The organism is Mycobacterium shunyiense, assembly GCF_058270035.1.
The window spans coordinates 123805-150607 of record NZ_JBZDPT010000043.1 but is presented as its reverse complement, the minus strand read 5'-3'; the positions used below and the strand labels follow the sequence as shown (position 1 = coordinate 150607).

At 67.6% G+C, this 26803-nt stretch carries 25 protein-coding genes and 1 pseudogene; 20 read left to right on the top strand and 6 right to left on the bottom strand.

What is annotated here, in order from left to right; genetic code table 11:
• Positions 1 to 66: 66 nt before the first annotated feature.
• A complete protein-coding gene (locus tag AC4ELS_RS23920; protein WP_499049675.1) occupies positions 67 to 1254 on the bottom strand; it encodes a thiolase family protein in 1188 nt (395 codons plus the stop codon).
• 81 nt (positions 1255 to 1335) lie between these two features.
• On the opposite strand from AC4ELS_RS23920, the gene AC4ELS_RS23915 reads away from it, so the two are divergent.
• Genes AC4ELS_RS23915 through AC4ELS_RS23905 form a run of 3 tightly spaced genes read left to right on the top strand, consistent with a single transcriptional unit; the run spans position 1336 to position 4100 of the window.
• Positions 1336 to 1824, top strand: coding sequence for a winged helix-turn-helix transcriptional regulator (locus AC4ELS_RS23915; RefSeq protein WP_276029082.1), 489 nt, complete (start codon positions 1336 to 1338; stop codon positions 1822 to 1824).
• Positions 1821 to 3170 carry a DUF4253 domain-containing protein gene (locus AC4ELS_RS23910; RefSeq protein ID WP_498884273.1) on the top strand — a complete coding sequence of 450 codons (1350 nt, stop codon included), beginning with the start codon at positions 1821 to 1823 and terminating at the stop codon, positions 3168 to 3170. The genes AC4ELS_RS23915 and AC4ELS_RS23910 overlap by 4 nt, the downstream gene beginning before the upstream one ends.
• An 18-nt stretch (positions 3171 to 3188) precedes the next feature.
• Positions 3189 to 4100: a DUF389 domain-containing protein gene (locus AC4ELS_RS23905; RefSeq protein ID WP_064960753.1), complete on the top strand. Its 912-nt coding sequence runs from the start codon at positions 3189 to 3191 to the stop codon at positions 4098 to 4100.
• Positions 4101 to 4113: 13 nt separating this feature from the next.
• On the opposite strand, the gene AC4ELS_RS23900 is transcribed toward AC4ELS_RS23905, so the two are convergent.
• A complete protein-coding gene (locus tag AC4ELS_RS23900) occupies positions 4114 to 4833 on the bottom strand; it encodes a GAP family protein (protein WP_254358838.1) in 720 nt (239 codons plus the stop codon).
• A gap of 134 nt (positions 4834 to 4967) precedes the next feature.
• Here AC4ELS_RS23900 and AC4ELS_RS23895 point away from each other — a divergent pair, with 134 nt between their 5' ends.
• Genes AC4ELS_RS23895 through AC4ELS_RS23885 form a run of 3 tightly spaced genes read left to right on the top strand, consistent with a single transcriptional unit; the run spans position 4968 to position 9623 of the window.
• Entirely contained in the window at positions 4968 to 7679 is a 2712-nt protein-coding gene (locus AC4ELS_RS23895; protein ID WP_499049583.1) for a circularly permuted type 2 ATP-grasp protein, read from the top strand.
• Positions 7676 to 8605, top strand: coding sequence for a transglutaminase family protein (locus AC4ELS_RS23890; protein ID WP_499049581.1), 930 nt, complete (start codon positions 7676 to 7678; stop codon positions 8603 to 8605). Before AC4ELS_RS23895 ends, AC4ELS_RS23890 begins: the two co-directional genes overlap by 4 nt.
• The gene (locus AC4ELS_RS23885) at positions 8598 to 9623 is read left to right on the top strand and encodes a zinc-binding metallopeptidase family protein (RefSeq protein WP_499049579.1); all 1026 of its coding nucleotides are present in this window, start codon (positions 8598 to 8600) and stop codon (positions 9621 to 9623) included. Before AC4ELS_RS23890 ends, AC4ELS_RS23885 begins: the two co-directional genes overlap by 8 nt.
• Here AC4ELS_RS23885 and AC4ELS_RS23880 read toward each other — a convergent pair.
• Complete coding sequence (locus AC4ELS_RS23880) at positions 9610 to 10926, bottom strand: serine hydrolase domain-containing protein (protein WP_499049577.1); 1317 nt, start codon at positions 10924 to 10926, stop codon at positions 9610 to 9612. The genes AC4ELS_RS23885 and AC4ELS_RS23880 overlap by 14 nt on opposite strands.
• A gap of 57 nt (positions 10927 to 10983) precedes the next feature.
• Here AC4ELS_RS23880 and AC4ELS_RS23875 point away from each other — a divergent pair, with 57 nt between their 5' ends.
• Both AC4ELS_RS23875 and AC4ELS_RS23870 read left to right on the top strand, forming a co-directional pair.
• Positions 10984 to 11817, top strand: a complete 834-nt coding sequence (locus AC4ELS_RS23875; RefSeq protein ID WP_448446558.1) for a DUF3097 domain-containing protein — start codon at positions 10984 to 10986, stop codon at positions 11815 to 11817.
• A gap of 30 nt (positions 11818 to 11847) precedes the next feature.
• Positions 11848 to 13185, top strand: coding sequence for a replication-associated recombination protein A (locus AC4ELS_RS23870; protein WP_499049575.1), 1338 nt, complete (start codon positions 11848 to 11850; stop codon positions 13183 to 13185).
• A gap of 67 nt (positions 13186 to 13252) precedes the next feature.
• Here AC4ELS_RS23870 and AC4ELS_RS23865 read toward each other — a convergent pair whose 3' ends face one another.
• On the bottom strand, positions 13253 to 13561 hold the full coding sequence (locus AC4ELS_RS23865) for a GlsB/YeaQ/YmgE family stress response membrane protein (protein ID WP_064887059.1): 309 nt from the start codon (positions 13559 to 13561) through the stop codon (positions 13253 to 13255).
• A gap of 89 nt (positions 13562 to 13650) precedes the next feature.
• Positions 13651 to 14271: an antibiotic biosynthesis monooxygenase gene (locus AC4ELS_RS23860; RefSeq protein ID WP_064887060.1), complete on the bottom strand. Its 621-nt coding sequence runs from the start codon at positions 14269 to 14271 to the stop codon at positions 13651 to 13653.
• Positions 14272 to 14398: 127 nt separating this feature from the next.
• Between AC4ELS_RS23860 and AC4ELS_RS23855 the strand changes: the two genes are divergently transcribed.
• From AC4ELS_RS23855 to aroB, 11 genes and pseudogenes are all read left to right on the top strand, one after another.
• Positions 14399 to 14788 carry a secondary thiamine-phosphate synthase enzyme YjbQ gene (locus AC4ELS_RS23855; RefSeq protein ID WP_110777841.1) on the top strand — a complete coding sequence of 130 codons (390 nt, stop codon included), beginning with the start codon at positions 14399 to 14401 and terminating at the stop codon, positions 14786 to 14788.
• Positions 14789 to 14896: 108 nt separating this feature from the next.
• A complete protein-coding gene (alaS, locus tag AC4ELS_RS23850; RefSeq protein WP_499049573.1) occupies positions 14897 to 17587 on the top strand; it encodes an alanine--tRNA ligase in 2691 nt (896 codons plus the stop codon).
• A gap of 4 nt (positions 17588 to 17591) precedes the next feature.
• Positions 17592 to 18110, top strand: a complete 519-nt coding sequence (gene ruvX, locus AC4ELS_RS23845; RefSeq protein WP_055113549.1) for a Holliday junction resolvase RuvX — start codon at positions 17592 to 17594, stop codon at positions 18108 to 18110.
• Positions 18103 to 19347 carry an endolytic transglycosylase MltG gene (locus AC4ELS_RS23840; protein WP_064887063.1) on the top strand — a complete coding sequence of 415 codons (1245 nt, stop codon included), beginning with the start codon at positions 18103 to 18105 and terminating at the stop codon, positions 19345 to 19347. Before ruvX ends, AC4ELS_RS23840 begins: the two co-directional genes overlap by 8 nt.
• The gene (locus tag AC4ELS_RS23835) at positions 19337 to 20152 is read left to right on the top strand and encodes a shikimate dehydrogenase (RefSeq protein WP_499049571.1); all 816 of its coding nucleotides are present in this window, start codon (positions 19337 to 19339) and stop codon (positions 20150 to 20152) included. Before AC4ELS_RS23840 ends, AC4ELS_RS23835 begins: the two co-directional genes overlap by 11 nt.
• Before the next feature lie 24 nt (positions 20153 to 20176).
• Positions 20177 to 21055, top strand: coding sequence for an LLM class flavin-dependent oxidoreductase (locus AC4ELS_RS23830; RefSeq protein ID WP_499049569.1), 879 nt, complete (start codon positions 20177 to 20179; stop codon positions 21053 to 21055).
• Positions 21056 to 21106: 51 nt separating this feature from the next.
• A complete protein-coding gene (locus tag AC4ELS_RS23825; RefSeq protein WP_064887065.1) occupies positions 21107 to 21532 on the top strand; it encodes an A24 family peptidase in 426 nt (141 codons plus the stop codon).
• 82 nt (positions 21533 to 21614) lie between these two features.
• Positions 21615 to 21977: a hypothetical protein gene (locus AC4ELS_RS23820; protein ID WP_064887066.1), complete on the top strand. Its 363-nt coding sequence runs from the start codon at positions 21615 to 21617 to the stop codon at positions 21975 to 21977.
• Positions 21978 to 22038: 61 nt separating this feature from the next.
• Complete coding sequence (gene aroC, locus AC4ELS_RS23815) at positions 22039 to 23247, top strand: chorismate synthase (RefSeq protein WP_064960770.1); 1209 nt, start codon at positions 22039 to 22041, stop codon at positions 23245 to 23247.
• A pseudogene (locus AC4ELS_RS23810) lies at positions 23247 to 23765 on the top strand (shikimate kinase); the annotation flags it as partial. The gene aroC and the pseudogene AC4ELS_RS23810, both read left to right, overlap by 1 nt.
• Before the next feature lie 193 nt (positions 23766 to 23958).
• Positions 23959 to 25038, top strand: a complete 1080-nt coding sequence (gene aroB / locus AC4ELS_RS23805; protein ID WP_463792262.1) for a 3-dehydroquinate synthase — start codon at positions 23959 to 23961, stop codon at positions 25036 to 25038.
• A 56-nt stretch (positions 25039 to 25094) separates the two neighbouring features.
• Here the strand turns inward: aroB and AC4ELS_RS23800 are convergent, their stop codons facing one another.
• Entirely contained in the window at positions 25095 to 25664 is a 570-nt protein-coding gene (locus tag AC4ELS_RS23800; protein WP_064880459.1) for a B-4DMT family transporter, read from the bottom strand.
• A gap of 33 nt (positions 25665 to 25697) precedes the next feature.
• On the opposite strand from AC4ELS_RS23800, the gene AC4ELS_RS23795 reads away from it, so the two are divergent.
• A complete protein-coding gene (locus AC4ELS_RS23795; protein WP_064880457.1) occupies positions 25698 to 26783 on the top strand; it encodes an aminopeptidase P family protein in 1086 nt (361 codons plus the stop codon).
• The last annotated feature ends 20 nt before the right edge of the window (positions 26784 to 26803 follow it).

The following is a 26803-nucleotide window of genomic DNA, read 5'->3' as shown; positions in this document are numbered from 1 at the left end:
CCGAAACCGCATTCCAGCAGGCGCTTACTCGCACTTTCTCTGCTGGAATGCGGTTTCGGCGGGGGATCAGGCGAGCCGCTCGATGATCGTGGCGTTGGCCATGCCGCCGCCCTCACACATCGTTTGCAGGCCGTATCGTCCGCCGCGCTGCTCGAGCGCGTTGACCAGGGTGGTCATGATGCGCGCTCCGCTGGCGCCCAGCGGGTGTCCGATCGCGATGGCCCCGCCGTTGACGTTGGTCTTGCCGAGATCGGCGCCCGTGTCGTGCGCCCAGGCCAGCACCACCGGAGCGAACGCCTCGTTGACCTCGAACAGGTCGATGTCCGCCAGCGTCAAACCCGCACGCGCCAAGACCTTTTCGGTGGCGGGGATGACACCGGTCAACATGTAGAGCGGGTCTGATCCCACGACGGTCGTGGTGTGGATACGTGCCAGCGGCTTGAGTCCGAGCTTCCGCGCCGTGGCACCGCTGGTGATCATCACCGCCGCGCTGCCGTCCGACAGCGGTGACGAATTGCCCGGGGTGATCTCCCATTTGATCTGGGGGAAGCGCGCGGCGTAGGCCTCGTTGTAGAACGCGGGCTTCAGCCCGGACAAGGTCTCCACCGTCGTTCCCGGCCGGATGATCTCGTCGGTGCTCAGCCCGGCGACCGGGGCGAGTTCGGCCTCGAACAGTCCGTCCTTCGTGGCCCGGGCGGCCTTCTCGTGACTGCCTGCAGAGAACTCGTCGAGCTGAGCGCGGGAGAATCCCCATTTGGCAGCGATCAGCTCGGCACTGATCCCTTGCGGTACAAGGCCTTCGGAGTAGCGCTTCGCAAAGTCCAGGCCGAACGGATCGCTGCCCGGTAGTACCGAACTGCCCATCGGTACCCGCGACATGGACTCCACACCTGCGGCGATCACGATGTCGTAGGCGCCGGCCAGCACCCCCTGGGCGGCGAAGCTGATCGCCTGCTGGCTGCTGCCGCACTGGCGGTCGACGGTGGTCCCGGGAACGGTTTCGGGGAAGCCTGCGCCCAGCAGTGCGTTGCGGGCCACGTTCACCGCCTGGTCGCCGACCTGGGTCACTGCGCCGGCGATGACATCGTCGACGAGTACCGGGTCGACGCCGGTGCGGGCGATCAGCTCCCGCAGGCTGTGCGCCAGCAGGTCCGTCGGCAGGACGCCGTGCAGCGCGCCGTTGGCTTTGCCTTTGCCGATCGGGGTCCGGACCGCTCCGACGATGACTGCGTCCCGGTCTGCATATCCGGTCATCTTGACCTCCTGATGCTCCACGCTGAGTATTGTGATGACTACCCAGATATAGCACCTGGGTATAGTTAGAACAACTCAGGGATGGGGTTTGATTCCGTGGGAATGCTGCAGGGCAAGCTGGCCGACCGAGACGCCTGGTCGGCGGTGGGGCACTGCCCGATCGAGCGGACCATGGCGTTCGCGGGGACCAAGTCGGCGATGTTGATCATGCGCGAGGCCTTCTACGGAACCACCAGGTTCGACGATTTCGCCCGCCGGGTCGGGATCACCAAGGCAGCGACATCGGCGCGGTTGTCCGACCTCGTGGCCGCCGGACTGCTGGCGAAGCGGCCCTATCGTGAGCCCGGCCAGCGGGAACGCGACGAGTATGTGCTCACCGACTCCGGAACCGACTTCATGCCGGTGGTGTGGGCGATGTTCGAGTGGGGTCGCAAGCATCTCGGCGACACGGGCCTGCGCCTAGCGCACGACGGGTGCGGCGCACTGGCCGGCGTCGAGATCCGCTGCGACGAAGGGCACCCAGTGCCGGCCGACGAGCTTGTCGTGCGCTTCGAGCGTCCCACGTCGTGACCGTAGGTGCACGTGCGGTCGAGATCCTGGCCGAGCACGGTCAGTGGCGTATCGACCCGGGGCTCACCGAGGCCGAACTGAGCACACTCGAATCGCGATTCTCCTTGTGGCTCAACGATACTCACCGCGACTTCCTGTCCGCCGGGCTGCCGGTAGGGGACGGCTGGCCGGACTGGCGCAACGCCGACGAAGTCACGCTTCGGGCGCACATCGGCCGGCCGGTGCGTGAGTTGCTGCGCGCCGTCCGCGAGGGTGGGTTGTGGCACCCCGCCTGGGGTGACAATCCGGGTGGCGACGCGGCGCTGAAGCTGGCCAGTGCCAAACTCGCCCAAGAACCCAGGGTGGTGCCGGTCTACGGGGTGGCGTTTCTGAAGCAGGGGCCGGGTGCCCACCCGGTGTGGGCAGTCCAGGACGGCGGCCGGGGAGTCACTGCCGTGGCCGCGGACCTGATCGGACTGGCTCAGTTGCTGACCGGTCAGCCCGTGACGTCACCCTCGTCTGTCGGCGATCCTCCGTTCCTGCCGGCGCCGCCACCCGCGCCGGACGTGCCGGAGCTGGACGCGCCGCCGTTCGCGCCCGATCCGGTGAACGTGCCGCCGCCGGCGGTAGCCCCACCACGCGATCCCGGCGCCGCCCTGGCCGCGACGGGGGTCGTCCTGGGCGAACTGAAACGCCACGACGACGTGCTGGCCCACCGCGCACCCATGTGGACAGTCCCGGTGCCGCCGGGTGTTCCTGCCGCGGAGGCGTGGGTTGCGGTTCGCGCGCAGTTTCCGGTGACGGGATTGTGGCCCGTGCTGCTCACCGACATGGCCTGGCACCGGATCGGGATGGACGGTGTGGCCGACGAAACACCGGTATTGGCAGCGGAACTCGACGGCACTCGATGGCTGGAACGCGAGTTCGAGATCCGCACTGCCGGGTACGACATCCCGCGTTATCCGTCCGGGTTCGACACCGGCGACCCGGGGGACTGGCGGCAGCAGTTCGCCGACTTCGACTCTCGCGGCGAGTACACGCGGCTGGCGTTGATTCCCACCCCTGCGGATTGGCTGGTTCCCGGACTGCTGCAGTGGTCGGGCGCGATCAATTCGGGCGTCCTCGGTGCCGAGCACGCGGCGATCTTGAGGCGCTGGTCCGCCCACTACGGGACCGAGGTGTTGGCCCTCGACGACGAATCTCTGGTGCTCGTGGTCGATCAGCCACCACGAAGGCTCCAGGACGCGCTCACCGCCGCCCTGGAGGCCTATCTGTACTGCGACGACGCGGTCAACACCGAGGCCGGTTCGCTCGATGCACTGGCGCGCATGCTGGCGCGTCCGCTGTGGGTCTTCTGGTGGGATTGAGAACGCTACTCTCGGCCCGTGCTCCACTTACGCGTCATCGCGCCGACCGATCTGCGACAGCCGATCCTGAACGTCCTCGACCGGGAAGCCGGCGTCACGAATGTGGTGGTGCACGCCGGGGATGCGAGGGATCCGGCCGGTGACGAGATCACGGCCATCCTGGTCCGGGAGGCGGCCAACGATGTGGTGGAGCGGCTGAAATCCCTTGATGTGCCGCACTTGGGGGCCATCACCCTCGAGCCTCTCGACACCGTCCTGTCCGCGTCGGCCTTTCATGCCGAGGATGCCACCGAGGGAGACGGCGCCGATGCGGTGATCTGGGACGAGCTGGTGTCGCGGACCCGCGAGGAGTCCAGCCTCAACGCGACGTATCTGATGTTCCTGTGCATCGCGTGCCTGCTTGCCGCAATCGGCGTCATCACCGACTCCGCCGTCACTGTGGTCGGTGCCATGGTCGTCGGGCCCGAATTCGGGCCGCTGGCGGCACTTGCAGTCGCGCTGGTGCAGCGACGGATGTCGCTGGCCCGCCGCGCGGGCGCGGCGCTGTTGATCGGCTTCCCCTTCGCGATGGCCGTCACCGCCCTCGCCACCTTGGGCTTCGAAGCTCTGGGGTGGGTGTCGTTGACCAGCTTCCGTGACCTGCAGCAGGTGGATTTCATCTTCCAGGTGGGCCCGTTCTCGTTGGTGGTGGCCCTGCTGGCCGGCGCGGCCGGGATGTTGTCGCTCGTGTCGGCGAAATCCGCGGCACTCGTGGGTGTCTTCATATCGGTGACGACGGTTCCCGCCGCCGGTTTCGCGGTGGTCGCCGCGACGGTCGGGGAATGGGACATCGCGGCCCGGTCGGTACTGCAGTTGGGCGTGAACCTGGTGGGCATCACCATGGCGGGTGTCCTGATGCTCGCGATTTATCGCAGATTCGCGACCCGCTGACGGGACCGCAACCTCACAGGTGGCTGATGCCCGTGGCCAGGAAGTACACGCCGACCGCGCCGGCGATCACGGCCACGACCAGCCGATGGTGAATTCCCATCCACTCGTAGATCCGCTCGACGCCGGACCTCGTGGCGGCCGGAGCCACCCAGAAACTGATGATCGGGATGATCGCCGCGAGGAAACCGACCAGATTGAACACGACCATCGCGACCATCTGCTCGGTCACCGCAGCGCCCGAGGTCAGGGCGGCAGCCATCGCGGCCAAGTAGTACGGCGTGGGGAAACCGTTGATCAGGCCCAGCAGTCCGGCGGCCCAGGGCGCCTCGCCTCGCAGCGCGGCCTGCATGCCATCCGGCAGCTTCGACAGGCCCGGCACCGACTCCGCCGAGGCTGCAGCCGGAGCCGTCCGGCGCGCGCGCACCCTCGTGACCAGGCGTTCGAGCACACCAGTGATGGACAGGACGCTGATCGCCAGCGCCACCACACCGATGCCGATCTCCAGGCCCGGAGGCATGCTGCTCCCACCGTCGCCGGTGACGTTCTTGAACACGAACACCACCGCGGCGCCGACCGCGACGTTGGCGGTGAACGCGAACAGGAAGAACGGAAGCAGCAACCGCACCGGCCGTGACCGAGACAGCATGAAGGCCACGACCCCGATTCTGAGCGGATCGACTGCCGCCACGACGGCCATCACCAGCACGGTGCTCCACATCGCCGGCGGCCACATCCCTTCGCCTCGGTTACCTCACCGCTGAATTCAACCAGCGCCGGGCAAATCCGGCCGAATCTGGGCGGCGTGATCGTGCGCACGGTGCGCCAAGCAAGCCCGGATCATCGGAGGGTGCGTACCGTTCTTCACTGATGGTTCTTCGCGCGAACGGCTCACCGGAGTCCGCTCAGGCCACCGGTGTTGCCCTGGACACCGGTGCGAGTGGCGCCGCCGACGGGATGGACGTCGACGGTGTGGTGGCCGCCTACCGCCGTTCCCGGGCCCAGCGTGCGTTGTTCGAGGTGCGCGACGACGGCGTGGGTGCCGGCTACGACGAGTTGATCGACGCCTCGGGCAACGTCCGCCCGGCCTGGCGCGAGTTGGCCGCCGGCATCGGCGAGCGTGGCCGTGACGGCCTGGACCGGCTGCGTGCCACGGTGCGCGGCCTTGTCGACAACGACGGCATCACCTACATCCAGATGGATCACCACGGGGAGGTGGTCACCGACGACGACGGCACCGCCGTGCCGGGCCCCTGGCATCTCGACGCCGTGCCCCTGGTGCTTTCGGCGACGGACTGGGATTGCCTGGAATCAGGTCTGGTGCAGCGGTCCAGGCTTCTCGATGCGGTGCTGACCGATCTGTACGGCGCCCGCCGCTCGCTCACCAGCGGGGTGCTGCCCGCGCCGTTGTTGTTCGCCCATCCCGGATATGTGCGGGCCGCGCGCGGCATCGTGGTGCCCGGACGTCATCAGCTGTTCCTCCACGGATGCGACGTCAGCCGGGGCGACGACGGCGCCTTCTTGGTGAATGCGGACTGGACACAGGCGCCCTCAGGTGCCGGCTACGCCCTGGCAGATCGCCGCGTCATCGCGCACGCTGCTCCCGACCTCTACGAACGGGTAGGTCCGCGGCCCTCCTCGCCGTGGGCTCAGGCATTGCGGTTGGCGCTGCTCGACGCGGCTCCGGAGGCCGCCGACGAGCCCATGGTCGTGGTGCTCAGTCCCGGCATCCATTCCGAGACCGCCTTCGACCAGGCCTACCTGGCCGGGGTACTCGGCTTCCCGCTGGTGGAGAGTGCCGATCTGGTGGTCCGCGACGGCACGGTGTGGATGCGGTCGCTGGGCACGCTCAAACGCGTCGATGTGGTGTTGCGTCGAGTCGACGCCGACTATGTGGATCCGCTGGATCTTCGCCCCGATTCCCGGCTCGGCGTGGTGGGGCTGGTCGAGGCGTTGCGGCGCGGTTCGGTGACGGTGGTCAATACCTTGGGTAGCGGAGTTCTCGAAAGTCCCGGGCTGGCACGGTTTCTGCCGGATCTGGCCGAGCTGTTGCTCGGCGAGAAACCACAGCTGGCCACGGCGCCGATGTACTGGGGCGGTATCGACATCGAGCGCTCTCATCTGCTCACCAAGCTGTCGTCGTTGTTGATCCGGCCGGTGAGCGGCGGTACCACGATTGTCGGGCCGATGCTTGCGGCCGCGGAGCGCGATGAGCTGGCCGCACGCATCGACGCCGACCCGACTCGGTGGGTAGGGCAGGAACTGCCCCAGTTCTCCACCGCACCAACCAATTACCGGTCCAAGGGGTTGTCGGCAGGAAATGTCGGAATGCGGTTGTTCACCGTGGCTCAGCGCGGCGGATATGCGCCGATGATCGGTGGGCTGGGCTACGTGGTCGCTCCCGGGAATGCCGCCTACCGGATGAACACCATTGCCGCCAAGGATGTTTGGGTGAACGCGCCGCAGCGTGTCACCGCCGAGCGGATCCCGCCGGTCTCGGTCGAGCTCGCCTCCGCGATTGCGGTGCCCAGCCCGACCCGGGCGGTCAGCTCGCCCCGCGTGCTCGCCGACCTGTTCTGGATGGGCCGGTATGCCGAACGCGCCGAGAGCATGGCCCGGCTGCTCACCGTCACCCGGGAGCGCTACCACGAGTATCGATACCGACTGGACCTCGATGAAAGCCAGTGTGTTCCGGTACTGCTCGCTGCGGTCGGTTCGATCACGGGAACCGACACCGGTGACTCCGCCGATGCCCACGAGATGATCGCGATCGCCCCGAGCACGTTGTGGTCGGCCACCGCGGACCGGCATCGGTCGGGATCGCTCGCCCAATCGGTGGAGCGGCTCGGGTTGGCGGCCCGGGCGGTACGCGACCAGATGTCCAACGACACCTGGATGGTGCTGGCCGGCGTCGAACGCGCGGTGCTGCGGCCGTCGGCCGCCCCGCCTCAGTCGCCCAATGTCGCGGAGGGATACCTCGCCGCCGCGCACAGCCAGACCCTGGCCGGGATGTTGGCGTTGTCCGGGGTGGCCGCGGAATCGATGGTGCAGGATGTCGGCTGGACCGTGATGGATCTCGGCAAGCGCATCGAGCGCGGGCTGGCGCTGACCGCGCTGCTGCGCGCCACCTTGACTGCGGTGCGCAGTGCGGCGGCCGAACGTGCCGTGGCCGAGTCGGCCCTGGTGGTCTGTGAATCGTCGGTCATCTATCGGCGGCGGAATCCCGGGCTGATCAGCATCGCCGCGATCGCCGAACTGCTGTTGTTCGACGCCGAGAATCCCAGGTCCTTGATCTACCAGTTGGAGCGCATCCGATCCGACCTCAAGCCCCTGCCCGGAGCATCGGGGTCGTCGCGTCCCGAACGACTGATCGACGAACTTGCCACCCGACTGCGCCGCCTGGACCCGGCAGATCTCGAAGAGGTCAGCGAGGACGGGACTCGGGCGGAATTGGCCGGTCTACTCGACGGAGTGCACGCCGGCCTGCGCGATCTCTCGGGTGTCATCACCGCGGCGCACCTGTCGTTGCCCGGTGGGATGCAACCGCTGTGGGGGCCGGACGAGCGGCGGGTGATGCCATGACCGGACCTGCCGGCGCGGCGGGAACCCGCTGTTACGAGATCATCCACCGCACCGTCTATCGCTATTCCGACGATGTCACCAGCTCCTACGGACGCGGTTTCCTCACGCCGCGTGATCTGCCTTGGCAGCGCTGCCTGTCCCACCACCTGACGATCGAGCCGGAGGCGGCAGACAGCTCCACCAGCCGCGACGCGTACGGCAATGTCAGCTCGTATTTCCACGTGACCGAACGCCACCGCACCTTGAGTATCACCGGTGCATCCGTGGTGGAGGTGGAACCGTTTGCACCCGAGCATTATTCAGGTGCTTCTGCCGGGGCGCCGTGGGAGCTGGCCCGCCCGGTCGGCGGTGATGGTGCGCTGGCCGCGGAGTTCACCCTTGACCTCTCACCGCCGGAGATCACCGACGCGGTGCGGGAGTACGCCGCGCCCAGTTTCGTGCCCGGACGACCGTTGATCGAGGTGCTTCGCGAACTGACGTCGCGGATCTACTCCGACTTCACCTACCGGTCGGGTTCGACGACGGTGTCCACCCAGGTGGCCGAGGTGCTGGACGCACGTGAGGGCGTCTGCCAGGACTTCGCCCGTCTGGCGATCGCCTGCCTGCGGGCCAACGGCCTGGCAGCCAGCTATGTCTCGGGGTACCTGGCCACCGATCCGCCACCCGGCAAGGAACGCATGATCGGAGTCGACGCCACCCACGCCTGGGCGTCGGTGTGGACGCCGCAGAACGTCTGGCTGGGAATGGATCCCACCAACGACCAGATGGTCGACGAGCGCTATATCGTGGCCGGATTCGGCCGTGACTATGCCGACATCCCCCCGCTGCGCGGCATCATCTACACGGACTCTCTCAGCAGCGTGATCGAGGTGTCGGTAGATGTGACACCCTGCCCGCCCGATCGAGAGCCGGTGCTGCATGCGTGATTTCAACTGCCCGAACTGCGGCCAGCGTCTGGCGTTCGAGAACTCGCTGTGCCTGTCATGCCGCAGTGCGCTGGGCTTCTCCCTCGATGACATGGCGCTGTTGGTGATCACCGACACCGAACAGGCCGGCCACGCCGGTGCCGTCGACGAGAAGCAGTACCGGCTGTGCGCGAATCTGCATCTGGCCGAATGTAATTGGCTGGTACGGATCGGCCAGGATCCGTTGTGCGCGTCGTGCAGGCTGACCAGGACCCGGCCCGCAGATGCCGATACCGCGGCGATGACGTCATTCGCCGAGGCCGAGCGGGCCAAGCGCCGACTGATCTCGGAACTACACGAGCTGAAGCTGCCGATCATCGGCCGCGACGAGGATCCGGAATTCGGATTGGCCTTCGACCTGCTCTCCAGCGAATCCGAGAAGGTGTTCACCGGTCACCACAACGGCGTCATCACACTGGATCTCGCCGAAGGCGACGATGTGCACCGCGAGCAGTTGCGGATCGCCATGGACGAGCCGTACCGAACGCTGCTCGGCCATTTCCGCCACGAGATCGGGCACTGCTACTTCTATCGTCTGGTGGCGCCGTCACCCGACTACGCTGCGCAATTCACCGAACTGTTCGGAGATCCGGACGCCGACTATCAGGCCGCCTTGGACCGGCACTACGAGGATGGGCCGCCGTCGGGTTGGGAGGACGACTTCGTCTCCTCCTACGCGACGATGCACCCTGCCGAGGACTGGGCCGAAACCTTCGCCCACTATCTGCACATCCGCGACACGCTCGACACCGCAGCGGCTTTTGGATTCGCTCCGGCCGGAGGCATCTTCGGTCGGCGTCTGTTGGGTCCGGCCGCGTTCGACACCATCATCGAAATGTGGCTGCCGCTGGCGTGGTCACTGAACATGGTGAACCGGTCGATGGGCCGTGACGATCTGTACCCGTTCGTGCTGGCACCCGCCGTCCTGGAGAAGATGCGGTTTGTTCACACCGTCATCGACGAGGTCACCGGCGGTTGAGTTCGGCCGCGATCGCGCTGAACATCAGCGACATCTCCAGCGGCAGGGTGTTGAACGCGGGTTCGGCCTGCGGCCAGGTCGACCATTGCACCATCACGAGGTTCTGCCGTTGATCGACCATGATCACCTGCCCGAATATGCCGAGTGCCCAGAGGTTTTCGTCCATGCCGGTAGCTCGGGGCGGCCGCACGTCACCCGCGTCGGCCGCGATGCTGTTGTTCCACCACTGGTACCCGTACGTGCCCTCAGGATGACTCGGCGTCACCGAGCCGCGCGCCGTCGTCCAGGTCCGTGCGTCGCGCACCCAACCGTCGGGCAGCGTCCTCGTGCCGTCGCGCAGTTCACCGTCACGCATCACGAACAGCCCGAAGCGTCCCCAGTCGGTCAACGTGGCGTTGAACCCGTGCCCGCCCATGTCATGGCGCCCGAGCTCGTAGGAATGCCAGACACCGTCATCGGCCATGCCGAACGGCTTCCAGATCTTGTCTTGCAGGTACGTGGCGAGATTGGTGCCCGTGGCCTTCTCCAGCAGGTCACCGAGCAACCAGGCACCGCCCGTGGTGTACGACCAGACCTCGCCCGGTGCGACGCCGGGTTTCCGCTTGACCCCGTGAACCAGTGAGTACACGCACCGGTAGGTGTCATCAGCCGCTTCGCACGCCGTGAGTTTGGCGAAATCCGAATTCGGGTCCGTGTAGTCCTCGTTCCACGCGATCCCCGAAGTGTGCGTGATGAGCTGGCGCACGGTGACGCCGTCGAACGCGGTGCCGACGAAATCGGGCTCGTACTTGGTCACGGCGTCGTCGAGGGAGGCGATCTTGCCTTCTTTGACTGCGATACCCACGAGCGTGGACACCACGGACTTGCCGACCGACCGCGAGGTCCACAGCGTGGAAGAGTCGTTTCCGGCGCCGTAGTGCTCGTAGGCGATCTTGCCGTCCTTGAGTACCAGCATCCCGGTGACACTCTGCCGGTTCAGGTAGTCGTCGAGATCGTGGGTGATGCCGCCGATCGTGTAGGACGCGTCGGTCAGTCGGCGATCGGCCGTGGGCAGTGGGAACGGGTCACCGTGGCGGAACAGATCACCGGGATAAGCCCGGTAGTCGTTGCGGAACCCGACCACCCGCTCCGATTGATTCCAGGTGAGCATGTCCGCGACGTCCGGCAGATCATGATCGCTCGGCTTGGGGCATACCGTCATTCCCGCGACCCCGCAGTCGGGTTCGGTTCGCGGACTGCACGCGCTCGCCGACACCATCAACATCAGCGCCGACGCCGCGGCGCGCGTGCGAGTTAACAGCACGATCACGATGGTATGTCGCAACCCCGCTGTCGCTGCAGACGTTTCTAGGATCGCCGCGTGACTGATCGCTACGGTTCCGACATCCTGTCCCGAAACCCACACACCCCGAAGCTGACTCGATCGACCGACCAGCCTGCGGAGAAGGGACTGGTCGTCGAGGACGCCCAGAGCGGTTACGTCGGCGCCGTGGTGCGGATCGAGGGTGGTCGGGTGGAGCTCGAGGACCGCAGGGGCAAGGTGCGGACGTTTCCGATGGGCCCGGGCTTCCTGATCGACGGCAAGCCGGTGAGCCTGGTGGTGCCGAAGCGGACCACCGCACCCGCGCGTACGGCGTCGGGCTCGGTGGCGGTGGCGAATGCCAAGGCCCGGGTCGCGCTGGCCAGCCGGATCTACGTGGAAGGCCGGCACGACGCCGAACTCGTCGAGCAGGTCTGGGGAGCCGATCTGCGCATCGAAGGTGTCGTCGTCGAATACCTGGGCGGCGTCGACGACCTGACCGACATCGTTGCGGAGTTCGCGCCCGGGCCGGGCCGGCGGCTGGGAGTGCTGGTCGATCACCTGGTCACCGGGTCGAAGGAGGCGCGCATCGCCGAGGCGGTGCGGCGCGGCCCCGGCGGTGAGCACACCCTTGTGGTCGGACATCCGTTCGTCGACATCTGGCAGTCCGTCAAACCGGCCCGGCTGGGGATGAAGGCCTGGCCGACGATCCCGCGCAGTGTGGAGTGGAAGCACGGCATCTGCGAGGCGCTGGGCTGGCCGCACCGGGACCAGGCCGACATCGCCCGCGCGTGGCAGCGGATCCGCGGGCAGGTGCGCGACTGGAACGATCTGGAGCCCGCGCTGATCGGCCGGGTCGAGGAACTGATCGATTTCGTCACCGCACCGGCGTAGCCCGTCGTGTCGGCGTGGTAAGCAGAAGGCGTGTCCGACGGTTTGTTCGACGTGCCAGGCAACCCGGGGCCGGGTGACCCCGGCGCGCTTGCCGCGCCCGGCACGGCACCGCTGGCGGTGCGGATGCGCCCGGCCGGCCTCGACGAGGTCGTCGGCCAGTCGCACCTGTTGCAGGCCGGATCGCCTCTGCGCCGACTGGTGGAGGGGTCCGGCGCGGCGTCGGTGATCCTGTACGGCCCTCCCGGCACCGGCAAGACCACTCTGGCCTCGCTGATCTCACAGGCCACCGGCCGCCGGTTCGAGGCGCTCTCGGCGCTGAGCGCCGGCGTCAAAGAGGTCCGCGCCGTGATCGATGTCGCCCGGCGCGCGGCCGTCCACGGCGAACAGACCGTGCTGTTCATCGACGAGGTACACCGCTTCTCCAAGACCCAACAGGATGCGCTGTTGGCGGCGGTCGAGAACCGGGTGGTGCTGCTGGTCGCGGCCACCACGGAGAACCCGTCGTTCTCGGTGGTCGCGCCGCTGCTGTCGCGTTCGTTGATCCTGCAGTTGCAGCCGCTGACCCCGCAGGACATCGAGACGGTGTTACGCCGCGCGATCACCGACCCGCGCGGGCTCGGCGGTGCGGTCGAGGTCACCGACGACGCCGTCGACCTCATGGTGCAGCTCTCCGCCGGGGATGCGCGGCGGGCGCTGACCGCGCTGGAGGTGGCTGCCGAGCCCCGTGAACGGGTCACGGTCGAGACCATCGAACAATCGTTGGACAAGGCCGCCGTGCGGTACGACCGTGACGGCGACCAGCACTACGACGTCGTCAGCGCCTTCATCAAATCAGTGCGCGGATCGGACGTGGACGCGGCGCTGCACTACCTGGCCCGGATGCTGGTGGCGGGGGAGGACCCCCGGTTCGTGGCGCGCCGGTTGATGATCCTGGCCAGTGAGGACATCGGGATGGCCGACCCCACCGCGCTGCAGACCGCGGTCGCCGCTGCCCAGACCGTGCAGCTGATCGGCATGCCTGAGGCGCAGCTGACGTTGGCGCACGCGACCGTGCACCTGGCCACCGCACCCAAGTCCAACGCGGTCACCACCGCATTGGGTGCGGCCATGAACGACATCCGGTCGGGCAAGGCCGGTTTGGTGCCCCCGCATCTACGGGACGGGCATTACTCGGGAGCGCAGAAGCTCGGCAATGCCGTGGGGTACAAATACGCCCACGATCACCCCGATGGTGTTGTGCCACAACAGTATCCGCCCGACGAGCTGGTAGGGACGGACTATTACCAGCCGACCGGACGTGGATTCGAACGCGAGCTGGTCACCCGGGTGGACAAGCTGCGGGCCATCATCCGCCGCGCCCGCCGCTGACCCTCCCGGACGAAAACCACGGTCCCGGTTGAATATTCAACCGGGACCGTGGTGCGGGGGCAGCTGGTCAGCGCAGCAGACCGGACCGTCGGGTTCCGAGGATGCCGGTCCTCCTGCGTCCCATCAGAGCGGATATCAGGGCCACCCCGAGTGCGGCCACGATGACCTGGACGAGGAGCTCGAGCCAGTCGACGCCGCTGGTCGCCGTCGGGACGCCCATGGCGCGGGCGAGGGCGGTACCGATGAACGCGGAGACGATGCCGACCAGGATCGTCACCAGAATGCCGATGGGTTGTCTGCCGGGAACGATCAGCCGGCCGATCACGCCGACGACAATGCCGATCAGGATCGCGCTGATGATGCCGGTGATGGTCATTTCTCCTCCAGGGCTGTGTTGGGCTGGAGGGGAGATACCCCGGGCGATCACCGTCCAAACGGTGCCGTCAATTCTGGACGCGTTCTCGGTCAGGCCATCTCGGGTACCCGGAGGTGAGCCAGCACGAGTTCGAACTCGCCGACATCGATCTGATCGGCGCTCAGGTCGCGCAGGCGGGCGGTGCGCAACGCCCTGGCCTGATCGCGGTTGTGGTCCATCGCAGCGGCACTCTCGAAGGTGGCCGAGGACACTGCCCGACCAGATCCGCGGTCGAGCATGAGGCTGGCGCTGCAGAAGCCCTCGAGGTCTTCCATCGCAGGCAACACCGAGCTCCGGTAGAAGTCCACGGCCCGGTCGAACAGTTCGGGGCGGGTTCGCAGCCACGTCGCCCGCACACAGGCGCCCGGCCCGGAGTACTGCTCGCGGTGAACCACCGCGATCTCCCATTCGTCGACCGTGGCAGTGCCGGCGAACGTTTCCACCACCCGATGGCGCATCGGCGCTATCGCGGCGGCACTGGCATGCATGGCCTCTTCGGACCGCCACGCCGTCGTGAGGACACACTGGCCTGATTCCCGGTCCACCATCAGCGAAAGGCCGATGCAGCCGTCGACATCGTCGAGAGCAGGCATCACCTCGTCGCGGACATGGGTGATGCCGGCGTCGATCGCCTTGGTGCGCGCCGCGATCGTGGTTGAACGTGCGAACACGATCCACCCCTTCCTGCCAGGGCGGCGCCCCGGTGGCGCCACCGGTTCCACTACCACCATCCTCTGGTGCGCCGGAGGTGGCAATGGGTCGGCGTGTGCCTCGTAGGCTGGGCAGATGGACACCGGCATGATCGACGTGGACACCTCGCGGCGTCGCATCGTCGACCTCACCGACGAGGTACGGCAGTTTTGCGGCGCTCACCGTGACGGCCTGTGCAATGTGTTCGTGCCGCACGCCACCGCGGGCGTGGCCATCATCGAGACGGGTGCCGGCTCGGATGACGATCTGCTCGATACCCTGGAACGGTTGTTGCCGCGCGACGACCGTTACCGGCACAGCCACGGCTCGTTCGGCCATGGCGCAGATCACGTGCTGCCTGCGCTGGTGTCACCGTCGGTGACGTTGCCGGTCCAGGCGGGCCGCCTGCTCCTGGGAACCTGGCAGAGCGTGGTGCTGGTCGATCTGAACCGCGACAACCCGCAGCGCCACGTGCGGCTGAGCTTTCTGGGGGCGTGACGTTCGTCGCCTTTTCGGGGTGAACGCGCAGAACGGTAATGTAAAGCGGTCTAACTGGTAGTTGCCTGCGCAACCCCAGCCACCCACGAACACGAGGACACGAGCAACGTGCAGACACACGAGATCAGGAAGCGCTTCCTCGATCATTTCGTGAAGGCAGGCCACACGGAGGTGCCCAGTGCCTCGGTGATCCTCGACGACCCCAACCTGCTGTTCGTCAACGCCGGCATGGTGCAGTTCGTGCCCTACTTCCTCGGTGCCCGCACCCCGCCGTGGGACCGCGCCACCAGCGTGCAGAAGTGCATCCGGACCCCTGACATCGACGAGGTGGGCATCACCACCCGGCACAACACGTTCTTCCAGATGGCCGGCAACTTCTCGTTCGGTGACTACTTCAAGAAGGGCGCCATCGAGCTGGCCTGGACCCTGCTGACCAACCCGGTCAGCGAGGGCGGCTACGGATTCGACCCGGAAAGACTGTGGGCAACGGTCTATCTGGACGACGACGAGGCAATCCAACTGTGGCAGGAAGTCGCCGGGCTGCCGCTCGAGCGCATCCAGCGCCGCGGCATGGCCGACAACTACTGGTCGATGGGCATCCCCGGGCCGTGCGGCCCGTGTTCGGAGATCTACTACGACCGCGGCCCCGAATACGGGATCGAGGGCGGGCCGGAGGCCAACGAGGACCGCTACATCGAGATCTGGAATCTCGTGTTCATGCAGAACGAGCGCGGTGAGGGCACCTCGAAGGACGACTTCGAGATCCTCGGCCCGCTGCCGCGCAAGAACATCGACACCGGTATGGGCGTCGAACGCATCGCGTGCCTGTTGCAGGACGTGGACAACGTCTACGAGACCGACCTGGTGCGACCGGTGATCGATCTGGTCGCCGGGATCGCCCCGCGCGGATACGGCGCAGGCAACCACGAAGACGACGTCCGCTACCGCATCATCGGCGACCACAGCCGCACCGCGGCCATCATCATCGGCGACGGGGTCAGCCCCGGCAACGAGGGCCGTGGCTACGTGCTGCGCCGCCTGCTGCGCCGCATCATCCGCGCGGCCAAACTGCTCGGCGTCGAGGAGCCCATCATGGGCCGGCTGATGTCCACGGTGCGCGACGAGATGGGCCCGTCGTACCCGGAGCTGGTCACCGACTTCGAGCGCATCAACCGGATCGCCGTCGCCGAGGAGACCGCGTTCAACCGGACCCTCGTCGCCGGCTCGAAGCTGTTCGACGACGCCGCCGCCAAGACGAAGCGCGCGGGAGCCTCCAAGCTGTCCGGCACCGACGCATTCACCCTGCACGACACCTACGGCTTCCCGATCGACCTCACCCTCGAGATGGCCGCCGAGGCCGGCCTCTCCGTCGATGAGCAGGGCTTCCGGTCGTTGATGGCGGAGCAGCGTCAGCGCGCCAAGGCCGACGCCGCCGCGCGCAAGCAGGCCCACACCGATCTCTCCGCATACCGCGAGCTGGTCGACACCGGGCCCACCGAGTTCACCGGATTCGACGAATTGTCCACCGAGGCACGCATTCTCGGCATCTTCGTGGACGGTAAGCGGGTGCCGGTGGTGACGCACGAGGACGTCGACGCCGAGCGCGTCGAACTGATCCTGGACCGCACCCCGTTCTACGCCGAGGCCGGCGGCCAGATCGCCGACGAGGGTGCGATCACGGGCACCGGCGCCTCGGGAGCCGCGAAGGCCGCCGTCACGGACGTGCAGAAGATCGCCAAAACCCTGTGGGCACACCGGATCAACGTGGAGTCCGGAGAATTCGTCGAGGGTGACACCGTCACCGCCGCAGTCGATCCGAAGTGGCGTCGCGGTGCCACGCAGGGGCACTCGGGTACCCACATGGTGCACGCCGCGCTGCGACAGGTGCTGGGCCCCACCGCCGTTCAGGCCGGTTCGCTGAACCGGCCCGGCTACCTGCGGTTCGACTTCAACTGGCAGGGTGCTCTCACCGAAGACCAGCGCACCCAGATTGAAGAAGTCACCAATGAGGCCGTCGAGGCCGACTACCAGGTGAACACCTTCGTCACCGCGCTCGACAAGGCCAAGGCGATGGGCGCGATGGCGATGTTCGGCGAGAACTACCCGGACCAGGTCCGGGTGGTCGAGATCGGCGGTCCGTTCTCGCTGGAGCTCTGCGGTGGTACGCACGTACACAACTCAGCCCAGATCGGACCGGTGACCATCCTCGGTGAATCGTCGGTCGGCTCCGGTGTGCGCCGCGTCGAGGCGTACGTCGGGCTGGAGTCCTTCCGCCATCTGGCCAAGGAACGCGCTCTGATGGCCGGACTGGCCTCGTCGCTCAAGGTACCCTCCGAGGAGGTGCCGGCCCGCGTCGCGAACCTGGTGGAACGTCTCAAGGCCGCCGAGAAGGAACTCGACAAGGCCCGGTTGGCCAACGCCAGGGCCGCGGCGGCCAATGCCGCCGCAGGCGCCGAGACCATCGGCAAGGTCCGGGTGGTCGCGCAACGGATGGCCGGCGGCATGTCGGCAGGTGACCTGCGCAGCCTGGTCGGTGACATCAAGGGCAAGCTCGGCTCGGACCCGGGCGTGGTTGCGCTGATCGCCGAGGGCGAGGACGACGCGGTGCCGTTCGTGGTGGCGGTCAACCCGGCTGCTCAGGATCTCGGCCTGCGCGCCAACGAACTCGTGAAGCAGTTCGGCGCGGCGGTCAACGGCCGCGGGGGTGGCAAGGCGGACATGGCACAAGGTTCCGGTAAGGGGGCGGCGGGTATCGACGCGGCATTGGCCGCGCTGCGCGCCGAGATCGGCCGGGGCTAGCGTCGTGTCCGACACGGTCGACGACCGGCTACCGGACCGCCCAGGGGACGATGACCCCGGACGTGGCCGGCGCATCGGCGTCGACGTCGGCACCGTGCGCATCGGTGTGGCCAGTTGCGATCCCGACGGGATACTGGCGACCCCGGTCGAGACCGTTCAGCGGGACAAGCGCGACCGGTCGGGCAAACATCTGCGCAGACTGGTGGCGCTGATCGGCGAGTACGAGGCCGTCGAGGTCGTCGTCGGACTGCCGCGCACGCTCGCCGACCGGGCCGGCAGCTCGGCCGTCGACGCCATCGAACTCGCGGATCTGCTGGCCCGCCGGATCGCTCCGATACCGGTGCGGTTGGCTGACGAGCGGCTCACTACTGTGTCGGCGCAACGGTCTTTGCGCGAAGCGGGCGTTCGGGCAAAGGGACAGAAGGCGATGATCGACCAGGCCGCTGCAGTTGGCATTCTGCAGTCCTGGCTGGATCAGCGGCGTGCGGCTCTGGCTGCGCGCGGAGAGGGCATGGATGGCTGAGAAGTGGGGTGCCGACAAGGCCAAGCCCGAGGTGGTCGGACCACCGCGCCGCGGGCTGAGCAAGGCCGAGCGGGCCCGCAAAGCCCGCAAGGACCGGAAGCGACGCACCACCAGGGGCTTCTCTCTCGCCGTGCTCATCATGGTGGTGATCGGTGCGGTGTTCCTGGGGTCCAAGCTGTGGCACAGCATGTCCGGCAGCTCCGGCGACTATGCGGGCGACGGGGTTGCCGATGTCGTCATCCAGGTCCACGACGGCGATTCAACGACAGCCATCGCCAAGACCTTGCAGGACAAGAAGGTGGTCGCCACGGTCAAGGTGTTCGTCGAGGCAGCCCACAAGAATGAGGCGATCTCGGCGATCCAGCCCGGGTTCTACAAGTTGCGTACCGAGATTCCGGCTGCCAATGCCGTTGAACGCCTGGCTGATCCGGAGAACCGGGTGGGCAAACTCACCATCCCGGAGGGGCGCCAGCTCGACGACACCGCCGATGTGAAGACCAAGGCCGTCACCGAAGGCATCTTCACGCTGATCTCCCAGGCCTCCTGCGTCGAACTCGACGGCGAGAAGCGGTGTGTGCCGGTCGATGAGCTCCGGGCCGCTGCGCAATCGGCACCGGCGGCCGCGTTGGCGGTACCCGAATGGGCGGCTGCTCCCGTTGCGGCGATGCCCAACGATCACCGGCGGCTGGAGGGGCTGATCGCGCCCGGCACCTGGAATGTCGACCCCGCGGGGACACCGCAGGACATCCTCTCGACCCTGATCGGCGGCAGCGCCACCGTCTACACCCAGAGCGGTCTGCTCGACACCGCCGCGGCCATGCAGATGTCGCCGTATCAGATCCTCACCGTCGGATCCCTGGTGCAACGCGAAGCCAAGCCACAGGACTTCGACAAGGTTGCCCGGGTGATCTACAACCGGCTGGCCGAACACCGCAAGCTGGAGTTCGACTCGACCGTGAACTACCCGCTGGACCGCCAGGAAGTGGCGACCACCGATGACGACCGCGCCAAGACGACTCCGTGGAATACCTATATGAGTCAAGGGCTTCCGCAGACACCGATCTGCTCGCCGGGCACTGACGCACTGGCCGCGGCCGAGCATCCGGCGGCAGGGGACTGGTTGTACTTCGTGACCATCGACCTGCAGGGCACCACGCTGTTCACCCGTGACTACGACCAGCATCTGGCGAACATCGAACAGGCGCAGCACAACGGTGTCCTCGACAGTGCCAGGTAGGTCAGACAGCGGAGGCCGGCGCGCGGCCGTTCTGGGGTCGCCGATCACGCACTCACGCTCGCCGCAGCTGCACCTCGCTGCCTACCGGGCGCTGGGGCTGACGTCGTGGACGTACGAGCGCATCGAGTGCACCGCGGAACAACTGCCGGGCCTCGTCGGCGCGCTCGGCCCGGAATGGGTCGGGCTGTCGGTCACCATGCCCGGCAAGTTCGCTGCCCTGGAATTCGCCGATCAACGCACCGACCGCGCCCAGCTGGTGGGCTCGGCCAACACCCTGGTCCGGATGCCGACCGGTGGCTGGCGAGCCGACAACACCGATGTCGACGGGGTCACCGGAGCGCTCGGCACGGCCGGCGACTCGGCGTTGGTCATCGGATCCGGTGGCACTGCCCCGGCCGCAGTGGTCGCCCTGGCCGAACTCGGCGTGCAGCAGATCACCATCGTGGCGCGCGACGAGGGTAAGGCCTCGAGGCTGGTCGATCTGGCCGGTCGCTGTGGGGCGCACAGTAGTTGGTGTGACATCGGCGGTGCAGCTCTGACCGATGCGGTGGCCGGCGCGGACTCGGCAGTCAGCACCATTCCGGCCGACGCGGCAGCGGCCTACGCAGACAAGCTGGCTCGGGTGCCGCGCGTACTCGACGCGATCTACGATCCGTGGCCCACGCCACTGGCCAAAGCTGTCGAGGCCGCGGGCGGCGTGGCGATCAACGGGCTGCAGATGCTGCTGAACCAGGCCTTCGCTCAGGTGGAACAGTTCACCGGGATGCCCGCCCCTAAAGAGGCGATGCGCGCCGCACTGGGCTGAGCCCTCGCTCGTAGGGTGGCGAACATGATCCAGACTGGCCAACCGCCCCGTGTCGGTGTGGTGTTCCGCCCCGACCGCTCACCCGCGAGCCTGCCCCGCACCGCGGCGGCCGCACAACGAGCCGGTATCGACGAACTCTGGCTGTGGGAAGACTGTTTCATGCAGGGCGGCATCGCGCAGGCCGCGGTTGCGCTCGCCTGCAGCGACACGCTGACCGTGGGTATCGGTGTGCTCCCGGCACCGTTGCGCAACGTGGTGTCCACCGCGATGGAGCTCGCGATACTGGCCACGATCTACCCCGGCCGCGTCCGGGTGGGTATCGGTCACGGCGTGCAGGCCTGGATGCGCCAGGCCGGGGCCGCGGTGCCGTCACCGCTCACGCTCTTGCGCGAATACCACGCTGCGCTCAGGCGACTGCTCGCCGGCCAATCGGTCAGTACCGACGGCCGCTTCGTGCATCTCGATGATGTGCAACTGGATTGGGTTCCGCCTCAACGCGTTCCGTTGCTCATCGGCGGTACCGGGCCGAAGACGCTGCGGCTCGCCGGCGAGATCGCCGACGGTGTGATCATCGACAGCACCAACACGCCGGACTCTGCGGGTGAATCGCTCGGTCATGTCGCTGCCGGGCTGGCCGAGCGGGACAGTGCGACGGAATTCGCGGCTGTGCAGTACCTGGCGTGTGTTCCGGGTGCGGACGGACGGCGACGTCTCGACGAGGAGGCCGCCAAGCGTGGTCTGGCAGCCGGATACGGCGTCGCCGGATCCGTCGACCAGATCGTCGCCGGTATCGCCGGTTACGCCGCCCAGACCGTGGTGCTCCAGCCGTTGGGGTCAGACGTCGATTTCGACAGCTTCGCTCAAACGGCGGGTGCGGTGGGGGCCGCGCTGCGCGCGGGCTGACCCGCAAAAGAAGCGCGTTGGCGGGCCGGCGGCCGCGCTTAGCCTCGACTGATGGGGGTAGGGATAGCCGCCGTCGTGGTGGTTTGGCTCCTTGCACTGAGCGGCTACGACGTCCGGGAACGCCGGCTGCCGAATTGGCTGACACTGCCGGGCGCGGTACTGATCACGGTTGTGGCGGCGGTGGCTGGGCGCGGTGGCGCCGCGCTGGCCGGGGCGCTGACGTTGTCTGTGCTGTATCTGGTGATGCACCTGGTGGCGCCCCGGTCGCTGGGCGGGGGAGACGTCAAACTCGCCATCGGGCTGGGGGCGATGACCGGTGCGTTTGGTATCGATGTGTGGCTGCTCGCCGCGCTGGCCGCACCCCTGCTCACCGCGGGCCTGGCCCTCGGGGCAGCCATGCGTGGTATCCGCACCGTGCCGCACGGACCGTCGATGTGCGCGGCCAGTGCCGTCGCGGTCGCTCTGGTGCTGGTGTAGCCGACGGCCGAATTGGTGCGAATGACCCGAGAATTTCGTGGTTACGCTCATCACCGCTAATCAGTCGTCCCGGGGGGTTCGCGTGTCACAACCACACTGGCAGCAGGCCGCGCCGCAGTATCCGCCGCCGCCCACGGTCCCGGTGTTCCGAGTGGAGACGACTCGGCACACCGGTCTGCTGGTCTTGTGGTTCAACCAGACCCGCGTGGTGACCGGAACCGCCGAACAGTGCGAGGCCGCGTTGACCAGCGCCCAGCGGCACAATCTCGTCCTGGGTTGGTGGAGCTTCCTGTCGATCCTGTTCATGAACTGGCTCTCGTTGCTGAGCAACGCGGGTGCGCGGTCCACCCTGCGCAAGGAAGTCGAACAGGCGCAGGCCTACGCACAGTGGTGGTACCAGTACGGCCGGCACCAAAACGGATCGCAGCAGCCGCAACAGCGGTAGGTCGTGTCACGAGTGACCACGGATTTCGGGAGGCAAACCCCGACGTGGGAGAATGACAGCCGTGTTGCGATGGACCACAGCTGGTGAATCCCACGGCCGCGCCCTGGTGGCCATGCTCGAAGGGATGGTTGCCGGCGTGCCCATCACCTCAGAGGAGATCGGGGCGCAGCTCAAGCGTCGTCGACTCGGCTACGGCCGGGGCGCCCGGATGAAGTTCGAAAAGGATCAGGTCACCATGCTGGCCGGGGTGCGTCACGGCACCACCCTGGGCGGGCCGATCGCCATCGAGATCGGCAACACCGAATGGCCCAAGTGGGAGATGGTGATGTCTCCGGACCCGGTCGATGAAGCCGAGCTTGCCGCAGAAGGTGCAGCGCGCAATGCCCCGCTGACCCGTCCGCGACCGGGCCATGCCGACTACGCGGGCATGCTCAAGTACGGCTTCGACGATGCCCGCCCCGTGCTGGAACGCGCCAGCGCCCGCGAGACTGCGGCGCGCGTGGCGGCCGGCACCGTGGCCCGTGCCTTCCTGCGAGCTGCGCTCGGCGTGGAGGTCGTCTCGCACGTCATCTCCATCGGCGCGTCAAAGCCCTACGACGGACCTCCGCCGCAGTTCTCCGACCTGGAGGCGATCGACGACAGCCCGGTCCGGGCCTTCGACAAGGACGCCGAGGCCGCGATGATCGCCGAGATCGAGGACGCCAAGAAGGACGGTGACACCCTCGGCGGCGTCGTCGAGGTCGTCGTCGCGGGTCTGCCGATCGGGTTGGGCTCGTTCACCAGTGGTGACAACCGACTCGACAGCCAACTGGCCGCCGCAGTCATGGGCATCCAGGCGATCAAGGGCGTGGAGATCGGCGACGGCTTCGAGACCGCGCGCCGGCGAGGCAGCGTTGCCCACGACGAGATGTACCCCGGCCCCGACGGGGTCTTGCGCTCGACCAACCGGGCCGGAGGTCTGGAAGGCGGCATGACCAACGGCCAGGCGCTGCGGGTCCGCGCCGCGATGAAGCCGATCTCGACCGTCCCGCGGGCACTGGCCACCGTCGACATGGCCACCGGTGAAGAGGCCGTCGCCATCCACCAGCGTTCCGACGTGTGCGCGGTACCGGCCGCCGGTGTGGTGGTGGAGACCATGGTCGCGCTGGTGGTGGCCCGCGCCGTGCTGGAGAAGTTCGGTGGGGACTCGCTGACCGAGACCCGCGCCAACATCGACGCCTACCTGCGGGCCGTCGCCGAGCGCGAGCCGGCGGCGCAGGCCCTGGGCTGATGGCCCCCAAGGCGGTACTGATCGGCCTGCCAGGTTCGGGCAAGTCGACGATCGGCCGCCGGCTGGCCAAGGCGCTGAACCTCACGATGCTCGACACCGACGCCGCAATCGAGGAGACCACCGGCCGCACGATCGCCGACATCTTCGCCACCGACGGCGAGGCAGAGTTTCGCCGCATCGAGGAAGAGGTCATCCGCTCGGCGCTGGCCACCCACGACGGTGTGCTGTCTCTGGGCGGCGGCGCCGTGACCACCGCGGGAGTGCGAGCGGCCCTTGCCGGGCACACCGTCGTGTACCTAGAGATCAGCGCCGCCGAGGGGGTCCGCCGAACCGGTGGTTCCACCGTCCGTCCCCTGCTGGCCGGGCCCGACCGGGCCGAGAAGTACCGCGCCCTGATGTCCGAGCGGGTGCCGCTCTACCGTCGCGTCGCGACCATGCGGATCAACACCAACCGTCGCAATCCCGGCGCGGTCGTGCGCACCATTGTCACGCGACTGGAAAACCCGCAGCCCCAGAAACAGTCCCAACCCTCGGCACGGACCACCAAGCGGCGCCGGCGTCGGCCGCCGTGGCGGCGTGGTGCGGCTTCCTCGCAGTCCTCGTCGGGTTCCGAGGCCACGGGCGGTAAGACCCCGTCCACTTCTTCCAATACTGAATCTGCAGCCATACCCACCCCCGCGGCCCTGGCCGCTCGCAACGCGGAGCGACATGATGACTGACCCGGTAATCGTCGAGGTACTGGTGGACCGGCCCTACCCGGTCATCATCGGAACCGGCTTGCTCGGCGAGTTGGGAAACACGCTCGAGGGCCGTCACAAGGTGGCGATCCTGCACCAGCCCGTGCTGACCCAGACCGCCGAAGCTGTCCGGCAACACCTGGCAGACAAGGGAATTGATGCCCACCGCATCGAGATTCCGGATGCCGAGGCGGGCAAGGAGCTGCCCGTCGTCGGCTACATCTGGGAAGTGCTGGGGCGCATCGGTATTGGCCGCAAGGACGCCGTCGTCAGCCTCGGTGGGGGAGCGGCCACCGACGTCGCGGGCTTTGCTGCGGCCACCTGGCTGCGCGGTGTCGACATCGTGCACGTACCCACCACGCTGCTCGGCATGGTCGACGCGGCGGTGGGTGGCAAGACCGGGATCAACACCGACGCCGGCAAGAACCTCGTCGGTGCGTTCCATCAGCCGGCAGCGGTCCTCGTGGACCTCGCAACGCTGGAGACCTTGCCGCGCAACGAGATCATCGCCGGTATGGCGGAGATCGTGAAGGCCGGTTTCATCGCCGACCCGGTGATCCTCGATCTGATCGAGGCCGATCCGGAAGCGGCCCTGGATCCCTCCGGAACCGTCCTGCCCGAACTGATCCGTCGGGCCATCACGGTCAAGGCCGAGGTGGTTGCTGCGGACGAGCGCGAATCGCAGTTGCGCGAGATCCTCAACTACGGCCATACCCTCGCACACGCCATCGAGCGCCGCGAGCGGTACAAGTGGCGCCACGGCGCCGCCGTGTCGGTCGGATTGGTGTTCGCGGCCGAATTGGGCCGGTTGGCCGGCCGTCTCGACGACAAGACCGCCGAGCGGCACCGCTCGGTGCTGAGTGCACTCGGTTTGCCTGTCAACTACGACGGCGACGCCCTGCCCCAGCTGATGGACTACATGGCGGGCGACAAGAAGAACCGCTCGGGAGTGCTGCGGTTCGTCGTGCTCGACGGGCTCGCCAAGCCGGGCCGGCTGGAAGGCCCGGATCCGTCACTGTTGGCGGCCGCATACGCAGAAGTGGCGCGGGCCTGATCGCCCGCGCCACTCGCGACTGAATTCTCGTTCTGCCCTTGTGGGCAGCGGACCGGCTACTGCTTGGGCTGCTCGGGGTACTCGATGGCCTGGGTGGTGTCGTCGGTGCTCTCGGTGGCGCCGTTGGCGCTCACGGCGGCGAACACATCGGTGTCGGCGCGGTCTTCTGCGGCCAGGCCGTGGTGACGTTGGCGGGGCTGCGGGGGAGCCTTGCGGTCCACCAGCCAGCGGCCCACCGTCACGCCTGCCACGCCGAGCAGGAACGTCAGCAGGGCGGTGAACGCCGCGAACGTGGTCACCTCGTTGAGCAGCGCGTCGGTGTAGAGGCTCTTGTAGAAGAGCCCGATGAACCACGCCACGGCGCCGCTGACGACGCCGGCGAACAGGCCGGCGATCAGCCAGGTCATCGCCATGTCGGCACGACGATCCGGATCCGGATTGGCGCGCGCGTCGCTCTGGCCGTCGAGAAGGCCCCAGATCAGCACGCCGATTCCGAACAACGTGACCAGGCCCAGGCTGAACCAGGTGGCATTACCCGGCGAGGCGTTGATCAGTGCTCCTTGCAGTAAGCGCACGATGACCATCGCTGTTGCGAACACCACTCCGCGCAGTAACCACTTGCTCATGGGGGCACACTGTAGCGAGTAGCGTCACAGACCGTGACTATTTCCCAGCGCAGGGACCGACTGCGGCGTCGACTGGCCGAGCGGGGTCTGGACGCGATGTTGGTAACTGACCTGGTCAACGTGCGTTATCTGTCCGGATTCACCGGGTCGAACGCGGCCCTGCTGATCCTCGCCGAGGATGTCGTGCCGGTGCTGGCCACCGATGGGCGCTACCGCACGCAGGCCGCGCAGCAGTCTCCGGACGCCGAAGTGGTCATCGAGCGGGCATGCGGGTCGCATCTGGCCGGGCGCGCCGCCCGCGCCGGTGCCCTGCGGTTGGGTTTCGAGAGCCATGTGGTGACCGTGGACGCCTATGCGGCGCTGAAGAAGGCTGCCGGCGACACGGTCGAGTGGATCCGCGCGGCGGGCACGGTCGAGGCGCTGCGTGAGGTCAAGGACGCGGGGGAGATCGCGATGCTGCGGTTGGCCTGCGAGGCCGCCGACGCGGCGCTGATGGACCTGCTTGAGCGTGGTGGCCTGCGTCCCGGCCGCACCGAGCGCGAGGTTCGAAACGAGCTGGAGGCCCTGATGCTCGATCACGGCGCCGATGGCCCGTCGTTCGAGACGATCGTGGCGGTGGGCGCGAATTCCGCCATCCCGCACCACCGGCCCACGGATGCGGTGCTGGCCGCGGGTGACTTCGTGAAGATCGATTTCGGTGCGCTCGTCGCCGGCTACCACTCCGATATGACGCGCACGTTCGTGCTGGGCCCGGCGGCCGACTGGCAGCGCGACATCTATGGGCTGGTGGCCACCGCGCAGCAGGCGGGGTGCGACGCGTTGGCCCCCGGAGTGTCGCTGAGCGCGGTGGACGCCGCATCACGCCAGGTCATCGCCGATGCCGGGTACGGCGACAACTTCGGCCACGGACTCGGACACGGTGTCGGGCTGCAGATCCACGAAGCGCCGGGAATCAATGCCGCTGCCGCCGGTACACTGCTTGCTGGCTCTGCGGTCACCGTTGAGCCTGGTGTCTACTTGCCCGATCGCGGCGGTGTCCGGATCGAGGACACCCTGGTCGTCGGAGAGTCGGCACCCGACCTGCTTACCCGGTTCCCCAAGGAACTGGCCATTTTGTGACAAAAGCTTAGGAGCTACAC